This is a genomic window from Algoriphagus mannitolivorans DSM 15301 (genome assembly GCF_000429425.1).
Classification (GTDB): Bacteria; Bacteroidota; Bacteroidia; order Cytophagales; family Cyclobacteriaceae; genus Algoriphagus; species Algoriphagus mannitolivorans.
Window position 1 is genome coordinate 1 of record NZ_AUBV01000008.1, and the last position, 15,887, is coordinate 15,887.

Here is a 15,887-nt window from a genome sequence, read left to right on the forward strand (position 1 = left end):
ATCAATAGTGCCATGGGGTATTAATCCAGATTTCTCCGGGCTATCCCCCTGTAAAGGGTAGGTTGCATACGCGTTACGCACCCGTGCGCCGCTCTCATTGAAGTATTACTACCCCAACTGCCGCTCGACTTGCATGTATTAGGCCTGCCGCTAGCGTTCATCCTGAGCCAGGATCAAACTCTCCATTGTATATTGTCTATTTGTTAGTACACAGGATAAAACACCTAAGTGTTATACCCGCGCCTTCCTCAGGTTTTTATTTTGCCTTACAACACTTCAAAGAACTTGTCTCTTGACATTTCAAGAGATTGTGAGACCCTCGTCCCAAAAGCGAGTGCAAAGATCGTTTTTTGTTTCTTTTTTACAAAAATCAAGAGAATTTTTTTTTACTTTTTTTTCTCCTCTTTGCCTGCCGTTTTTCAAATTTCCCAGAGACGTCTTCTCGAATGGGAGTGCAAACATAGAAGTCTGATTCGGATTACACAAGTCTTTTCCATACAAAAATTTCAAACTTTTTTTCCGGAAAATCTTCTGATTAAAAATCAGGACTTTACCTTTTTAAAAAGTGGAACCGTACTGCACGGCTCTCCATACATTAGACTCTTCGACACTTGCTGGAGGATAGAAATCAATCTCCCATATGCAAAAAGCGGGATTGGAAATTTTGAACAACCCTTGATAACTACCGGTCGATTTCGGAATTCTTCCGGGTCGATTTTACTCAGGGTAACTTCAGCTATATGCTGCTCCAGGCTAAACAAGTCTCCCACTACATACCCTTTGGACACTCCTTCCAAATAAGTACAGACCAACATGAATGCCCAAGTCGGCACAATCGCATCTGCAGAACAAGTAACGGCAACCCATTTATCTTTGAAAACTGACCAATCAAATTCCTTCAATTCCTTCCGAAAATCCTTTTCCTTCAAAATCAGCTCCTGAAACAGGAAATCCTTAAGGTCAAAAACCACTCTTTCTTCTTGAGGGTAAAATTCCTCCATATTCAAAGAAATAATGGAACTTGAAGCAACTCGATTGACAATCTCGCTCATAGACTTAATAATGGATTCTTTTTAGAATGCAGGGCCTTAAACTCTTTCAGATAATTGGGGACGAAGTAGGCAATATCTTCAAACTCTTTATTCTTAAATTTCCCGAAAGCCAACTCTCCCATATGCAACGCTGAGAAATTTATCCCATCACGAATTTCCAGCTGGGGTACAGCAATAACCTGCCGAATTTTATCCACCGCATCTCCAAGGAAAACAACCTTTCCTTTTGTCAAATAGTTCTCAAAAGAGTTCTCTTCAAGGATTTCAAAATCCAGTTTTGAAACTGGCTGATGCTGCTGGTCAAAAACTTGATAATAGACCTCCATCCTTCTGGCGTCTAATACTGGAATAATATACTTCGCCGGAGTACTCCCAATAGCCGTTGCCATCGCCTGCAAGGTGTTGATGCCTATCAATGGCTTATCCAAGCCAAAGGCCAGACCTTTTGCAGTGGAAACTCCGATTCTTAAACCCGTATAGGATCCTGGACCTTCTGAAACTGCAATCGCATCCAAATCCTTCATTTGGATTCCTGCTTTTTCCAGAGCTACCTCGATCAATCCCATGATCTTTTCTGCATGCGCACCTGATTCATTCAATTCAGCAAGGGACAATAGCTCACCTTTGGAATGAACAGCAATGGAACAAATAGCCGTAGAGGTCTCTATGGAAAGGATCAAAGCCATTTATTTGGTGGATGCAGTAAGAGTTTGAGTGATTTTTCCAGGGTTCTTAAAATATGAAATAGCAAGCTCTACTGCGGGATCTTCATCTAATCCAGCTTCCACCATTCCCTCTTGGAAATAGTAACGGGAAACAATCTCCTCACTCAGGATTTTTCGAATCTCCGCTTGGTGCGTATCCAAATCTTTCTCTTTGCTATGATTTACTTTTGCTTTGATGGCTTCTAATTGCGCCTTGATTTCATCAAAGTACGGTTCCTTCGCTACATATTTTTCCAAATCCTTTACTGACTTTTCAGTGTAGGTCGTGTAATCATATTCTTTTCCTACCAGGAACTTTTTGAAATCCTCATAATCCTGATCCGAAATTTTAAAAGTCATCGGGTTGGAGATTGATTTATGCTTATAGAAATATTGGGTAGCAAAATCAAAAACATGATTTCCCGCGACAAGAGTATAGGAAATCGGAGCATACGTGATCTCGCCCACTAGTTCATCGGGTTCAATCCCTGCCCCATCCAGCACTAGTCTTCCATTAGAAGTTTTGAATGCTTTTCTAAGAGAATCTGGCACGGTAGTGACTTCCCCATTTTCACGGGTCTGGGCATAATCGATAGCCTGAATACATCTTCCGCTAGGGATATAATATTTTGCGGTTGTGATTTTTACCTGGGCATTATAGGTCAGAGGAATAGTCGTCTGGACCAAACCTTTTCCGAATGATTTTCGACCCAGCAAAACTGCCCGATCGTAATCCTGAAGAGCACCAGCGACAATCTCAGCTGCAGAAGCACTACGTTCATTAATTAATACCACCAAAGGAATGCTTTTATCAACAGGAGTTTTGGTGGTTTTGTAGGTATAATTCACATTTTGAAGCTTCCCTATGGTTTTTACTACTTCTTTTCCTTTTGGAATAAATAGGTTCACAATTTCAACAGCCTCACTCACCAAACCACCAGGATTATCCCTGACGTCCAAAATCACTTGTTGAGCCCCCTGCGATTTCAGCGCCAACAAGGCATTCCTTACCTCCACGGAGGCATTTGTGGTGAAGTCGCTAAGCTTGATGTAACCGGTTTTTTCATCAAGCTTACCATAGAAAGGTACATTCTTCAGAGAAATCTTTTTTCTGACCAGGTCAAATGACAAAGTATCCTTATCCCGCTTGACCACCACTTTAACAGAGGTATTTGCCGGCCCTTTGAGGAGTTCCGAAACTTGAGAGGTTGGTTTACCCACCACATTGACGCTGTCGATTTTCAAAATATAATCGGCAATCTTCAATCCTGCATTTTGGGCAGGAAACCCGGTGTAAGGCATGAGGATCATATTTCCTTCGCCTCTATTCCCTATTAATGCCCCAATACCTGCATATTCTCCGGTAGTCATCAATCTGAATTCATCGGAGTTTTCTTCAGGAATATATTCCGTGTAAGGATCCAGCTCCTCCAGCATGGCATTAATTCCAATGGTCACCAATTCATCCGGATCGATCTCGTCCACATAATAGGAGTCCAATTCCCTGATAAGTGTGGCAAAAATGTCAATGTTCTTTGCGAGAGCGAATAGCTTATCATTTTTCACCTGAAAGGCAAAAACCCCGGAAAACAGGATAATGATCAAGGGAATCCAAACAACAGGTTTTTTGAAATTATGAATCATGAGAAAGTGGATTTTCGGATATTTCTTTGGAGAGCTTTGAAAGAGTCTGGGCCATTTTGGCTTGAATTTCAGAGAATGGCATTTCAGGGTTGCCGACAAATATAAAGCCTAAAATTACTCCGTCTTGTGGAAGCAAATGCTTGTTGAGTCTATAGGACTCACGAACCCTTCTTTTGATCAAATTCCTCCCCGTTGCTCTTTTGATTTTCTTTTTGGAAACGGAAATAAGCACTTGGTTGGTTTGACCGGAAAGCTCAATTTTTCTTAAAAAAAGAACTTTGAATGGGTACAAAAAAAAAGAGGAACCTTCGTGAAAAAGTTCCTTGATTAGTTTTTCGGCATGAAGCCGTTCAGATTTTGTAAGCCGATAATTCATCGCAAGGACTGGACTCGTACGTGAACATACGAAAAACAGCGCTAAGAATTACTTCTTCAATGTCTTTTCGTCTGACACAGTAAGTTTGTGTCTTCCTTTGGCTCTTCTGGCTCTCAATACTCTTCTACCGTTAGCAGAAGACATTCTTTCTCTGAAGCCATGCTTGTTTTTTCTTTTTCTGCGAGAAGGCTGGAATGTTCTTTTCATGATCGAATATCTTTATCTATTTGCTCCCTGAACTGTCCGATTTAGGATTGACCCCAAAAAGGACTGCAAAGATAGACACCATTTCCTGAAATACAAATCGGTGTCCTACATTTGTTTGTTTTAATTCCCAGAGGAAAACCATGATACACTATAGCATTTCCTGTTCCTATCCTGCCTCACAATTCGTTAACATCCGCCTGGATCTGAAAATCCCCGATTCCAACATGATTTTGCTCCAGCTACCGGCCTGGAGAGCCGGTCGATATCAGCTTGCAAACTACGCACAAAACATCCGAAAAATTGAAGCTTTTGACCCTTCTGGCTTAAAACTAGAAATCAAAAAATTAACCAAGGACCTTTGGGAAATCCAAAATAGCGAGCAGGTTTCCGTCCATTATGAATATTGGGCTGGAAAAATGGATGCCGGAAACTCTTGGGTGGATGAGGAGCAGGTTTACCTGAATTTGGTCAATTGCTGCTTTGAGGTCGTAGGACATTCTGAAGAGAAAATTAAACTCACATTGGATTTGCCTCTATATCCTGACCAGATTACCACTCTTCCTAAAATCTCTTCCGGCTTCTGGCAGGCCCAAAACTTCCAACAGTTGGCAGATTCCACTGTCCTGGCCTCCAAAGAATTGAAACATTGGGCCTATTCTTGCCTGAAGACCCAATTCCATATTTGGATTCAGGGGGAAGTTTGCTTTGAAAAAGAGGTTTTCCTCGAAAATTTCAGACAGTTTACTGAGAAGCTCATCTCTGATTTTGGAGAGTTTCCAGAGGAGGAATATCATTTCATTTTCCAGCTCTTGCCATACTCACATTATCACGGAGTAGAACATCGCAGAGGAACAGTCATTACGTTCGGCCCTGCAGAATCCTTGAATCAGGACCCTGTAATGGAAGAATTGCTTGGGGTGAGTTGCCATGAGCTATACCACGCGTGGAATGTCTGCAGAATCCGTCCCAAAGAATTGCTTCCTTACAATTTTTCTCAAGAAACTTACACTCAGGCAGGATTGATCCTCGAGGGTGTCACTACCTATATGGGGGATCTTTATTTGCTAAAATCGGGAGTTTACGACCTATCCACCTACCTGAAGCATTTGGAAAAAGTCATCCAAAGAGAGCTTGATTCTTTTGGCTGGAGAAATCAATCCATTGCCGAATCCTCTTTTGACTTGTGGCTAGACGGATATGTACCGGGAATCCCTGATAAAAAGGTTAGCATTTACACCAGAGGAGCCATTTTGGCAATGGGACTGGACGCCATGCTGATCGAGTCGGGAAGCTCACTTCCGAAAGTCATGAAGAAAATGTGGGATCGGTTTGGGAAACCCATTTTGGGCTATGCCATTTCTGATTTTCAGGAAATCATTTTAGAGGAACTCCAAGATCAGAAATTGATCAACCGCTTTTTCAGCAGCTATGTAAATGGACATCTTGATTATTTCCCTGATTTCAAAAAACACCTGAAGTACTTAGGCTTGAATTGGAAAGAGGAATTTGAAGACAATCCTTTACTTCATGAGTTCGGAATCAGGATAAATGACCAGCAACAAATTCTACAGATTCATCCCGAATCACCTTCCTTTAAAAGCCTGATGAAAGGTGATATTATTTTGGAATCAAACCTGGAAAATCTCAAAGAAGCCTATTTGGAAATCAACCGACAGGGGAGAGCACTCCTTATCCACCTTGAGCATTCAGATGAGCTTTATTTCCCAAAAGTCAAACTTTCTTGTCCGAAAATCCTGGAATCCACAAAAATCTGGATAGGCTAAAAAAAACCTCCAGGGTTCCCTGGAGGCTATTCTCTGTTTTATTGAAAATCCGAATCGGAAAGATTCTGATTAAATTTCAAAGAAGTGATTTTTGTCTGAAGAGCTACCGGGAGCATGGGATTTTTGATGGTCATCATCATCGGATAAAAAACCCCATCTACTTCCTGATACTCAGAATAAGTGATATCCCCTGAGGCATCGCTGCTGGTTTTGTATTTCAACCCGGTCTCTACGGAATAATATTCTTTAGTCACCATTCCATTGGGAAGGGTAATCTGAATTCCTTCAACTTCAACACCATCCATCATTTCAGATCCCAAAGAACTCAATTGGTAGCCAAGCTCCTGATAATAGGCTTCCGGGAAGACATACGTCTGAGCCTTTAGCATGGCTGCCATCTCCTCTGGGAGCTCCTGCACCTGGCCCATAGCCATCACTTGGGCTTTCCCTCCTACAAACAAAGTCTTTTGCATGACATTACCCGAAACCGAAGTGGATTGCATCATACGCTGATTTTCAGCGTCAGAAATAGACTTGATCTCAATGGACTGACCTTGAAAATTCGCCAAGGCTGTCATGGATACATTTTTTATTTTTTCCAGCTTCTCCTTTCCACCTACGGCAGCAAGATACTTTTCAATGATTTCGCTTGGATCATTTTCAATTTGACGGTACTCCATTGGAGTGCTGAAAACGGGAGAAATTTGGACACTGACCCCAGAAGAAAAAGCTAAAGAGGTCGCAAGGATTAAAGATGTGATTTTCATATGAAATAGATTTGGGAAAAGTAAAGGTGCCAGACAGGTCGGCCTGGCACCAGAATGATTTTATTTTACGTCCTCATCGGAAACTGGAACATTTAATTCCATAGTGGTAACCTTAGCCTCCAATGGCATCGGGATCATCGGAGATTTGATGGTCCAAGTCATCGGGAGAAGGACTCCATCTTTTTGCTGATAGTCGGAGTAGTAGGTATCCCCAGAAGCCGGATTTTCATATTTGATTTTCAACCCGGAATCTTGTGCATAATAATTGATCAATTTTGCTCCACTAGGCGCCGCAATGATCACTTTGTAAGCTGGAGTTCCTTCTACATCCTTCAATCCATCAAGGGTAAGGGTATAGCCATTTTTCTCATATACCGCCTCTGGGAATAGGTAAGAATTAAGTTTAGCTTCGGCAAGCTGTTCCTCATTCATTTCGATAGTCTGGCCTTGTACCACAATACTGCCTTTGCCGTCAATCAAAGCTGTTTTTTGCATGACATTTCCGCCAAAGGAAGTCTTTTGTCCATAGCGGTCATTTTCGGAGTCGTACACAAAAGCAATGGACATTTTATTTCCCATCACATTGGCATCCATGGAGATTTTGGCGGTTTTGATCGCACTTACTTTGTCTTTACCTCCCAAAGCATTCAGGTAATTTTCCAATACCTGCTCCGCAGTCATGTCAGCTTCAGCTTCGAGTTGTTTGGCTGGGAAACCCATGTTGTCAAATTCGATCACTTCACCAAACTGAGCCAGTTTTTCTTTGATTTCGGCTCCATTACCCACAGTAGTGATGATGAATTTATCCGGCTCAATCAATCTTTTTGCAGTAGCATTGATGTCCTCAACAGTATAGCTGTTCAGCTTTTGCAGGTAAGTAGCATAATAATCCTTTGGCAATTTGTATCGCTCAATGTTCAAAGCAAAATTTGCCACTGTGCCAGGCTGCTCCAAGGATCTTCCAAAACTTCCGGAAAGTTCGGCTTTAGCTTTATCCAATTCTTCCTGAGTCACTCCGTTTTCGACCAGATTCTTGATCTCATAAATAAATTCATAGACTGCAGAGTCCGTCACCTCAGTTCTTACTGAGGCAGTCGCAGAAATGGATGCTACCAATTTATCTGCACCGATGGAGGAATAAGCTCCATAGGTATAGCCTTTGTCCTCTCTTAGATTCATGAACAATCGAGAAGCTGATCCCCCACCCAAAATTTGGTTTAACAATCGGCTGGAAATATAATCCTGGTCTCCGATTTTCATTTCAACTGGCTGAGTCACATTGATTACAGACTGCACAGAAGAACTTCTATCCACCAAAGCCACCGCTCGTTTGGCTGCTCTAGTAGGCATTGGATAGCTGAATTTCGGAACTTCACCCTTTTTCCACTTTCCAAAATATTGATTCACCACTTTCTCAGCTTCCGCCTTGGTCATATCTCCGACGATGGCCAAATAGGCAATATTTGGCTTGAAGTAGGTTTGATAGTATTTCTTAATGTCCTCAACAGTGATGTTGTTGATCGTTTCTTCAGTTTCGATTTCCCCATAAGGGTGGTTCTTGCCATACAGCACCGCAGCAGCCAATCGAGACGAAATCGCCTGAGGATTGTCTTTGCTTTGTGCCAAACCTGTCAAAGATTGCTTTTTCAGCTTATCTAATTCCTCCTGAGGAAAAGTTGGGTTGTAAAGCACATCTGCCATTAATTCAAGAATCTTGGATTGATGCTTTTTCAAAGAGGAAGCAAAAAGAGAAGTAGAAGAAGCACTCAAACTTCCGCCTATGAAATCGATCTCCTGATCCAACTGATCTTTGCTTCGGTTGGTAGTACCTCCACGCATCATTTCTCCCACAAAGCCGGTCATTCCTGCCTTATCTTTTTCAAGAATCGGATCCCGCTCCAGCACTAGGGTAAAGGATACCCGAGGCAACTTGGTGTTGTTGACTACAAACACTTTCAGTCCATTAGGAAGCGTGAAAGTTTCAGCTTCCTTGATTTTTATTTCCGGAGCAGGCCCAGAAGCTGGCAACTTGCTTCTGTCCACTTGTGCCATCAGGCCCAATGCGACGAAAAGCGTCAATACAAAAGATATTGCTAGTTTTTTCATTTTTTTTCGATCTAAAAGGTCAAACAATTATTCAGTTGCTGGCTTAGCAGATTTTGGCAAATAATAAAGTACCACTCGCCCTTTCAAATCCAGGTATTCCTTTGCCACTCGCTGTATGTCTGCCTTCGTCACCTTGGAATAATAATCCATCACTTGATTGATGTAGTTAGTATCGCCGTAGATCACTTTAGCTTCTGCCAAGTTTTCAGCAATCCCCGCTACCGTGGAATTCCCACTTACAATGGCGTTTTCCATCTGATTTTTGAGTTTGGTGAATTCCAGATCAGAAATTCCCTGCTCCTGAACCTGCTGAATTAGCTTATCCACCTCGGTTTCGAGATCCTTGGGATCCACTCCCATGTTGGTAATTCCATACATGATGAATATCCCACCATCTTCCAGTTCCAAAGGAATCGCAGCGACCACCAATGCCTTTTGTTGCTTGTCTACCAATTCTTTGGTCATCAAAGATGAGCTTCCACCAGTCAGGTATGTGGAAAGCATAGAAAGCGCGTAGGTATCCGGATGGTTTCTTGGAGGCAAATTGTAAGCCTGGATTACCGCAGGAATTTGAATGTTGTCGTAGATGACATCTCGGATCTCTGCAGTCTTTTTAGGCTCAGTAATGTTAGGACGGTAGATTTCTCGTTTTCCCATCGGGATTTCAGAGAAATATTTTCTTACCATCGCCTCAGTGGCAGCGTAATCAATATCCCCTGCGATCGTCAGAGTGGCATTGTTTGGCACATAAAAATCTTTGTAAAACTGCTGAAACTCCTCGATAGTCGCTGCATTGAGGTGATCCATGGAGCCGATTGGCGCCCAACGATATGGGTGCTCAGCGTAAGCTCTTACCAAGGTTTCAGGTAGGATTGTCCCATAAGGTTGGTTTTCGTAACGCTGACGTCTTTCTTCTTTGACAACCTCCCGTTGAGTTTCTACTCCGGTTTGGTCCACTTTAGAATGAAGCATACGCTCGCTTTCCATGTAAAGGGCCAGTTCTAGCTCGTTGGAAGGCAATAGCTCATAGTAATAAGTGATGTCGTTTGAAGTGTAGGCATTCAAAGTACCTCCACGGCTTTGGATGATATTCATGTATTGCCCACGGTCAATATTCACTGAACCCTCAAACATCAGGTGCTCAAAGAAATGGGCAAAACCGGTTCTTTCAGGATTTTCGTTTTTCGAACCGACGTGATACAAGACAGATGTGACCACGATTGGCGTGGTATTATCCTGATGCATGATCACATGAAGGCCATTATCCAGGGTAAATTCCCGGAAATCAATTTTGTTTTGGGCAAATGAGGAAAGTGAAATCACTCCCATCAAGAGACCCAGTAGGGTAGTTTTCTTCATAAGAAAAAGATTGGATGGATACTAAAGTTTAATAATCGGGTTAAGCATGAATTTGTTTTCTGTTCAAATATGAACACAGCTAGATTTTTTTGGATTTCAAGGGGACTAAAATATGTTTTTGAGAGCAATAAATTCTTAGGAGATCTGATTTTATCAAAAAAAAACCGGGCTTTTACCCGGTTTAATAAATATTAAGGATTCAATCTGGCCAAAATTTCCTTGGCCTCATGCCATTTCAGACGGGGTCCAAACTGGCTCACAATCTTAGAACTGGCCATTGAGGCTAGTTTTCCACTAGAGGCATAAGAATGGCCATTCGTAATTCCGTACAAGAACGTTCCGGCAAACATATCTCCGGCTCCATTGCTGTCGATGGCTGTGGTTTTATAGGGCTCGATGTCGATAAAGGTATCTCCATCAAAAATCATTGCTCCGTTTTTGCCAAGTGTGATCACGAAATGCTTGGCTGCTTTTTTCATCTCTTCACGTGCTTCAGCCAAGTTATCCTTACCTGTATAAAGCATGGCCTCTTCTTCATTTGCAAAAAGCAAATCCACACTAGGACCGATCACATCATCAAAATTTGGCTTAAAATACTTCACCATGGCAGGATCAGAAAATGTCAGGGCCACTTTTGTCCCAGCATCTTCGGCTACTTTTTTCGCATGAAGCATGGCTTCTTTTCCGTTCGGAGAAGTCACTAGGTAACCTTCAATGAAAAGAAATTTGGAGTCCTTGATAGCCGAGTCATGGATATCCTTGACCGAGAAATTTTGGGTAATTCCCAAAAAGGTATTCATGGTCCGCTCGGAATCTTCGGTCACCATTACTAGGCATTTTCCGGTGACACCGTTCTCCAATCGCTCTGGAACCAGTGCAATATCCACCCCGGAATCAATCAGATCCTTAAGGTAAAAGTGGCCTAATTCATCATTGGCAACCCGAAAACAGTAAAAAGACTTACCACCAAACTGACTTACCGCAACCACTGAATTTGCCGCAGAACCACCAGCCTGTTTTTTGGCTTCGGCATGATTGATAGCTTTCATCAGTGAGTTTTGCCGCTCCTCGTCTACCAGCGTCATCAGGCCTTTTTCTACACCATTGTCTCCAAAAAACTGGTCAGTTACTTTGAATTCAATATCTACCAAGGCATTTCCGATGCCGGTTACGTCGTATTTTTTCATTTATATAGAATTGTAAAATTGAATGATAGCAAAATTGGAAAATAAAAGTTGCAAAGTGGTAAAGTTTTAAGGTTGCAAAGTTGGGGTGAGAGTTGAATCATTTCTTCATTCGATGTTCAGTGTTCGATTTTCAAAATTATACCAAAACCTCAGTTGTGAGAATTGGGATTGAAGTGCCTTAACATGTCGTAAATCGAAATTCGTAAATCGTCAATCAAAGATTGGGTGTCTTTCGAATGGTTTTTCCCTATCAAACAAGTAACGATACGTATGGTGCGTCTTGTAGATTTCAGCTAAAAGCTGCTCGCAAACCCGCATCATCTTGGGATTAAAGTCCCCAATCCAGTTCATTTCGATTGTCTTGTATGGGAAGTCTGATTTGCCACTCATCTTGTCATAACTGATGATCATGGCACTTTCTACTCCTTTTCCCTGATGCTCTGGTACTACCCCAAAGACCAAACCTAGCATTTTATTGGGAGGAGAAAAGGTCTTGTACCAAAGGAATTTCAGCTTTCCGATCAGATCCATTTTTCCATTGACATGTTTGAAAATCTGGTTGATTTCGGGAATCTGTATAAAAAATCCTACTGGCTCATTTTTGTAAAAGGCAAAATAGATTAACCTAGGATCGATGATTGGCTTCATTTTGCCAAACATCAACTGGGCTTCTTTCAAAGCAATAGATTTGCCCATATGCCTTGCCCAGGCCTTGTTATACACGGTCATAAAATACTCTGGGGCCTTTTCCTGCAATTCCTTTCCCTTGATGTAACGAAAGGAATAATCAGGATTATCGATCACTGCATTGGCCCTTTTGATCATTTTTTCGTCAAAGCCTAGGTTTTGAACGGGCCGCATATAGGTGTATTGCCTGAAATAGAGCTGAAAGCCATATTCCTCGAAAAACTTCTGATAGTAGTCAAAGTTCCAAGGCATGTTGTAGTTCGGTTCAGAGAACCCATCCACCAACAGGCCCCACCACTTGTCACGCTCACCAAAATTGATCGGGCCGTCCATGGCCTCCATCCCTTCGCTTTGGAGCCAATCTTTGGCAGTATCGAAAAGTAAAAAGGCCGCTTCCTGATTATTGATGCATTCGAAAAAACCTACTCCGCCAGTTGGCTGCTTTTCCTTCATTTTGGGATTGATAAAAGCTGCAATCCTGCCAATGGTTTGACCTTTATCATCCTGAAGCAACCAGCGCTTCGCTTTGGCCCCATTTCGGAAAAGTTTATTGGTTTCAGGATGAAAAAGACCTTCAATATCCTTATTTAGGGGACGGATCCAGTTTTTTTCATTCTTGTAAAGCCTCACCGCCATTTCGATAAACTCTTTTTGATGGGCAGGAGTGGTGACTTCAATCAGCTTCATTCGGGAGATTTTAGTCGGCTAAATTAGTCTAAGCCTCTGAAAACCCCAAAAATAAGGAAAGAACAAGAAATATGGTTTCCATCTCTACCTGTCTGTAATCGTCCTGCTTCTCCCGAAGCTGGACTATTTACAAATCCTTGAGCTGCTTTCGGAAAAGCAGCTCAGCAGTTAGTAAACCCGCTAAGAACTCGAAAAACAACCTGACAATTTTACCAATGCGCTGACTTAACACAATTTCAAATTAATACACATAGTGGGTTGTATTATTAACTAGGCCTTGCACATGTGAAAACCTATTATTGTCTAGTGAATAATTTCTAAATTCATTCATGTGGGTTCCTGTTTTTGAATATCCTTTAGACTTGTAGGTCTCTTTCTTCATTTGATATTGGACCTGTTCCTTGACTTCACCACTATAAGTATAATAATACCAAGTCCCAACACGATCTGAGCCTTGCAATTTCCCAGAGGCGGAGACCCTGTCTGATTCAGGAAAATAGAAATACCAAAGTCCATTTACTTTTCCTTTGACAATTTTTCCTCTGGCTAAAATATTCCCTTCTGCATCATAGAAATACCTTTGTCCATTGCCTTTTTTAATTTTTCCTTTATTCTGTATTGGATTGGGGGTTTTAAAATCCCCAATCGAAAGCAACTTGCCTTCCTGATAATATTCTGCTTGTAAGAATTCTCCTTCCAAATTGGTCAATTGCCATTCACCTACTTTAAAGCCATTTTGGTAGGCTCCTTTTCTATAAAATCCAGGTAAAATTTCCAATTTTTCCGTCCACTCCCCAACAGGAATACCATCAGCATATTGCCCTTTGAGTTTTAAAGTAGAATCCGGTAAATAATAGGCAAAGGACCCATCTAATTCTCCATTTTTAAAGTTTCCTTCCCATTGCAAACCTCCGTCAGGATGATAGCCTAGGCCTTTTCCATCTGCCAATCCTTGACGAAAGGTCATTAAGGAAATTAGTCTCCCAGACTCAGAGTACTCCTTCCAATCCCCCTCTTTTTTTCCATTTAAGACTTGGCCTGTCAATCTTAGCTCCCCAGTTTCATAAAACTCCCCGAATTCCCCTTCAAATTCTCCATCTTTTTGGTAGGCAATTACCTTTGGTTTCCCATTTGGGAAATTTTCCAAAAAAGGCCCATTGGGAATACCGTTTTCAAAGTGAAGAATAAACAGAGGGAATTGTTGATTAAATCCCTTGTAAAAAATTTTGGGATCAGCTTTTTGCAGGCTGTTTCTTGGATCCGGATCGGGATTGATTTTAGAGTATACTTTCCATTCGCCAGTTTTCTCTCCTTCTGAAAGCAATCCGACTCCAATGACATTGGTGTTCCCAAAATAGAAGTACCCGGAATCCAAAGCTTGAGTAGGAGAAAATACTGAAAGCAGTATGAAGACAAAGGTAAACATCGGAAAAACTGTTTGTTTAGCCACAAAATACAAAAGCCTGGGTAGAATTAAAACCCAGGCTTTCATCAGTTTATCGTTTTTTCATCAGTCTTCGACAGTCGCATACAAATCAAACTCCGTTGCATCGGTGATTTTTGCCTGGACGAAATCCCCTACTCTGCAATAATGCTTGGAGGCATCGATAAGCACTTCATTGTCTACTTCTACTGAGTCAAATTCGGTTCGGCCCACAAAATGCCCTCCTTCTTTTTTATCAATCAGCACTTTATAAGTCTTGCCAATTTTCTCCTGATTGAGGTCGTAGCTGATTTGCTCCTGCACTTCCATCAGGTGATTGGCTCGATCCTGCTTTTCTTCCTGAGAAAGTTTGTCTTCCATGGAGAATGCGTGGGTATTTTCCTCATGGGAATAGGTAAACACGCCCAATCGCTCAAATTTCATTCGCTCCACAAAATCCACCATCTCCTGAAATTCTTTTTCTCCCTCACCTGGATGTCCGGCGATCAGCGTGGTACGAATCGCAATCTCTGGAATCATATCCCGGATGCTGTGGATTAGCTCCTCTTGCTTCTCCCGGGTAGTTCCTCTTCGCATGGCCTTCAGCACATCCGTGGAACCATGCTGCAATGGAATATCCAGGTACTTGCAAATATTAGGACGATCTTTCATCACTTGGATCACGTCCATCGGAAAGCCAGTCGGATAGGCATAATGTAAGCGAATCCAATCGATCCCTTCCACATCCGCCAATCGATCCATCAATTCTGCAAGATTTCTCTTTTTGTATAAATCCAACCCGTAATAAGTCGAATCCTGAGCAATCAGAAGTAATTCTTTGGTCCCGTTCGCAGCTTTGTGTTGGGCTTCCTTCACCAATTCTTCAATAGGCCTTGAAATATGACCTCCACGCATCAAAGGAATGGCACAAAAAGAACAAGGTCGGTCGCAACCCTCGGAAATCTTCATGTAAGCATAATGTGCAGAATGTGTCAACAAACGCTCTCCGACTAACTCATGCTTGTAGTCTGCCTTGAATTTTTTCAATATCGCAGGCAAATCTCTTGTCCCAAAAAAAGCATCTACCTGTGGGATTTCCTTTTCCAAATCGTCCTTGTAACGTTGAGAAAGACAACCAGTCACATATACTTTATCCACCAAGCCTTGCTCTTTGGCATCCACATATTGGAGGATAGTATCGATCGACTCCTGCTTGGCATTGTCGATGAATCCGCAGGTATTGATGATGACAATATTGTTGTCATCGGAGTTGGACTCGTGGCTGGCATTGATTCCATTTCCTTTCAGTTGAGTTAAAAGGACTTCCGAATCCACCAAGTTTTTGGAGCAACCCATGGTGATGATATTGACTTTGTCTTTCTTTAATGTTCTCGCTTTCACAGAATTCGCTTCAATTTGGGTGGGCAAAGGTAGGCAAAAAACCGCTTCACGGTATTATTATTGAAAAATTGGAAGATTAGAAGATTGAAAAATTGCTTGTTCCCCAACCCTTTCTGTCAAAATTGAGCATTTGGCTTCTTGTAATTTTCAAATATTCCAATTTTCAAATCTTTCCATTTCTCCCACTTAACACTTTGATAAAACAAGCTTAACGCTGCGCTTTACATTAGGAAATTTCCTTTCTCTAATTTCGTGTCGTACAGCAAATACTTTTCTAACTCCTTGCATTTATTTTTTGCCCCCGATGGGAATCGGGGCGCATTGCAAGGGAGGTACAACTTTGGATTTCGGATTTCGGATTTCGGATTTTTCCCTCTGCTAAATGCTCATTCAATTATCAATAACCAGGAATCTTTTCTGTATTGATCTGGGGCAATCAATTATTCATTTACTATCCAATTCTAAATTTCTTTGCCGATTTGAGGGCTTCTCTTACCTTAGAT

13 protein-coding genes and 1 rRNA gene are annotated in these 15,887 nt (G+C 41.8%); 1 reads left to right on the forward strand and 13 read right to left on the reverse strand.

What is annotated here, in order from left to right; all coding sequences use genetic code 11:
• The 6 genes from G458_RS0109820 to rpmH all read right to left on the reverse strand — a co-directional run.
• Positions 1-189, reverse strand: a 16S ribosomal RNA gene (locus G458_RS0109820); the annotation flags it as partial.
• A gap of 353 nt (positions 190-542) precedes the next feature.
• On the reverse strand, positions 543-1,052 hold the full coding sequence (locus G458_RS0109830; RefSeq protein ID WP_026951755.1) for a DUF2480 family protein: 510 nt from the start codon (positions 1,050-1,052) through the stop codon (positions 543-545).
• Positions 1,049-1,738, reverse strand: a complete 690-nt coding sequence (gene tsaB, locus G458_RS0109835) for a tRNA (adenosine(37)-N6)-threonylcarbamoyltransferase complex dimerization subunit type 1 TsaB (RefSeq protein WP_026951756.1) — start codon at positions 1,736-1,738, stop codon at positions 1,049-1,051. Before tsaB ends, G458_RS0109830 begins: the two co-directional genes overlap by 4 nt.
• Positions 1,739-3,400 (reverse strand): S41 family peptidase, encoded by a 1,662-nt coding sequence (locus G458_RS0109840; RefSeq protein WP_026951757.1) that lies wholly within the window; start codon positions 3,398-3,400, stop codon positions 1,739-1,741. It abuts the gene before it with no gap.
• Positions 3,390-3,776, reverse strand: coding sequence for a ribonuclease P protein component (gene rnpA, locus G458_RS0109845; RefSeq protein ID WP_026951758.1), 387 nt, complete (start codon positions 3,774-3,776; stop codon positions 3,390-3,392). Before rnpA ends, G458_RS0109840 begins: the two co-directional genes overlap by 11 nt.
• A 48-nt stretch (positions 3,777-3,824) precedes the next feature.
• Positions 3,825-3,983 (reverse strand): 50S ribosomal protein L34, encoded by a 159-nt coding sequence (rpmH, locus tag G458_RS0109850; RefSeq protein WP_026951759.1) that lies wholly within the window; start codon positions 3,981-3,983, stop codon positions 3,825-3,827.
• A 140-nt stretch (positions 3,984-4,123) separates the two neighbouring features.
• Here rpmH and G458_RS20530 point away from each other — a divergent pair, with 140 nt between their 5' ends.
• The gene (locus G458_RS20530) at positions 4,124-5,767 is read left to right on the forward strand and encodes a M61 family metallopeptidase (protein WP_051287179.1); all 1,644 of its coding nucleotides are present in this window, start codon (positions 4,124-4,126) and stop codon (positions 5,765-5,767) included.
• Between the two features lie 38 nt (positions 5,768-5,805).
• Here the strand turns inward: G458_RS20530 and G458_RS0109865 are convergent, their stop codons facing one another.
• From G458_RS0109865 to rimO, 7 genes are all read right to left on the reverse strand, one after another.
• Complete coding sequence (locus G458_RS0109865; protein ID WP_026951760.1) at positions 5,806-6,534, reverse strand: hypothetical protein; 729 nt, start codon at positions 6,532-6,534, stop codon at positions 5,806-5,808.
• Positions 6,535-6,594: 60 nt separating this feature from the next.
• Positions 6,595-8,640, reverse strand: a complete 2,046-nt coding sequence (locus G458_RS0109870) for a M16 family metallopeptidase (RefSeq protein ID WP_026951761.1) — start codon at positions 8,638-8,640, stop codon at positions 6,595-6,597.
• Between the two features lie 27 nt (positions 8,641-8,667).
• The gene (locus G458_RS0109875) at positions 8,668-9,999 is read right to left on the reverse strand and encodes a M16 family metallopeptidase (RefSeq protein WP_035468012.1); all 1,332 of its coding nucleotides are present in this window, start codon (positions 9,997-9,999) and stop codon (positions 8,668-8,670) included.
• 191 nt (positions 10,000-10,190) lie between these two features.
• The gene (locus tag G458_RS0109885; protein ID WP_026951763.1) at positions 10,191-11,186 is read right to left on the reverse strand and encodes an adenosine kinase; all 996 of its coding nucleotides are present in this window, start codon (positions 11,184-11,186) and stop codon (positions 10,191-10,193) included.
• Positions 11,187-11,396: 210 nt separating this feature from the next.
• Positions 11,397-12,560, reverse strand: a complete 1,164-nt coding sequence (locus tag G458_RS0109890; protein WP_026951764.1) for a hypothetical protein — start codon at positions 12,558-12,560, stop codon at positions 11,397-11,399.
• 241 nt (positions 12,561-12,801) lie between these two features.
• On the reverse strand, positions 12,802-14,052 hold the full coding sequence (locus tag G458_RS0109895) for a toxin-antitoxin system YwqK family antitoxin (protein ID WP_026951765.1): 1,251 nt from the start codon (positions 14,050-14,052) through the stop codon (positions 12,802-12,804).
• 18 nt (positions 14,053-14,070) lie between these two features.
• Positions 14,071-15,384: a 30S ribosomal protein S12 methylthiotransferase RimO gene (gene rimO, locus G458_RS0109900; RefSeq protein ID WP_026951766.1), complete on the reverse strand. Its 1,314-nt coding sequence runs from the start codon at positions 15,382-15,384 to the stop codon at positions 14,071-14,073.
• Positions 15,385-15,887 lie beyond the last annotated feature (503 nt).

Coding starts and splice junctions, on each gene's coding strand:
- G458_RS0109830 (WP_026951755.1), bottom strand. CDS start 1,052: ATGAGCGAGATTGTCAATCGAGTTGCTTCAAGTTCCATTATTTCTTTG.
- tsaB (WP_026951756.1), bottom strand. CDS start 1,738: ATGGCTTTGATCCTTTCCATAGAGACCTCTACGGCTATTTGTTCCATT.
- G458_RS0109840 (WP_026951757.1), bottom strand. CDS start 3,400: ATGATTCATAATTTCAAAAAACCTGTTGTTTGGATTCCCTTGATCATT.
- rnpA (WP_026951758.1), bottom strand. CDS start 3,776: ATGAATTATCGGCTTACAAAATCTGAACGGCTTCATGCCGAAAAACTA.
- rpmH (WP_026951759.1), bottom strand. CDS start 3,983: ATGAAAAGAACATTCCAGCCTTCTCGCAGAAAAAGAAAAAACAAGCAT.
- G458_RS20530 (WP_051287179.1), top strand. CDS start 4,124: ATGATACACTATAGCATTTCCTGTTCCTATCCTGCCTCACAATTCGTT.
- G458_RS0109865 (WP_026951760.1), bottom strand. CDS start 6,534: ATGAAAATCACATCTTTAATCCTTGCGACCTCTTTAGCTTTTTCTTCT.
- G458_RS0109870 (WP_026951761.1), bottom strand. CDS start 8,640: ATGAAAAAACTAGCAATATCTTTTGTATTGACGCTTTTCGTCGCATTG.
- G458_RS0109875 (WP_035468012.1), bottom strand. CDS start 9,999: ATGAAGAAAACTACCCTACTGGGTCTCTTGATGGGAGTGATTTCACTT.
- G458_RS0109885 (WP_026951763.1), bottom strand. CDS start 11,186: ATGAAAAAATACGACGTAACCGGCATCGGAAATGCCTTGGTAGATATT.
- G458_RS0109890 (WP_026951764.1), bottom strand. CDS start 12,560: ATGAAGCTGATTGAAGTCACCACTCCTGCCCATCAAAAAGAGTTTATC.
- G458_RS0109895 (WP_026951765.1), bottom strand. CDS start 14,052: ATGAAAGCCTGGGTTTTAATTCTACCCAGGCTTTTGTATTTTGTGGCT.